Here is a 541-nt window from a genome sequence, read left to right as displayed (position 1 = left end):
TCTTCTATCTGATAAACTACAGAATAAGTACCTGCCGGAGTGCCCGGGGCCACGTTAACGGCGCCTGTGGTTACATCTAAAGTAATATTGTTATTTGTAGTAGATACCTGGGTTAAGGTTACATTGGTTAAAGTTGCAGCGACTCCGTTATAACTATCGTTTGCCAATACATTATTAATCGCAGTTCCACCTGTTACACCATTAACCTGTCCGTTATCAGCATTGGCGATCATTACCGGAGCAGTTACCGTAATAGTTGCAGTCGCCGTTTTGATCGATCCCGGATTGATAATATCTTCAATGCTATATTCTACGTGGTAGGTTCCGGCTTTTATATTTGGTGCTACATTAACCGCTCCTGTTGCCACATCTAAAGTCACATTCGGATTATCGGTTGATGATTGCGACAATTTTACAGTCGATAAACTTGCCGGAGCACCGTTGTAGGTATCGTTGGCCAGTACATTGGTAACAGCTACACCACCTATCAAACCGTTTGCCGAACCGGTATCGTTATTGGCTACCATTACTGGTGCATTAA

At 43.3% G+C, this 541-nt stretch carries 1 protein-coding gene; it reads right to left on the bottom strand.

Annotated features, from left to right (window positions below):
* Window positions 1-541: hypothetical protein (locus DRW42_RS28970; RefSeq protein WP_208643678.1), on the bottom strand; the 541-nt coding region annotated here is incomplete at both ends.

It is taken from the genome of Pedobacter miscanthi (assembly GCF_003315595.1).
GTDB classification, from domain to species: domain Bacteria; phylum Bacteroidota; class Bacteroidia; order Sphingobacteriales; family Sphingobacteriaceae; genus Pedobacter; species Pedobacter miscanthi.
This window is presented reverse-complemented; position numbering and strand designations above follow the sequence as displayed.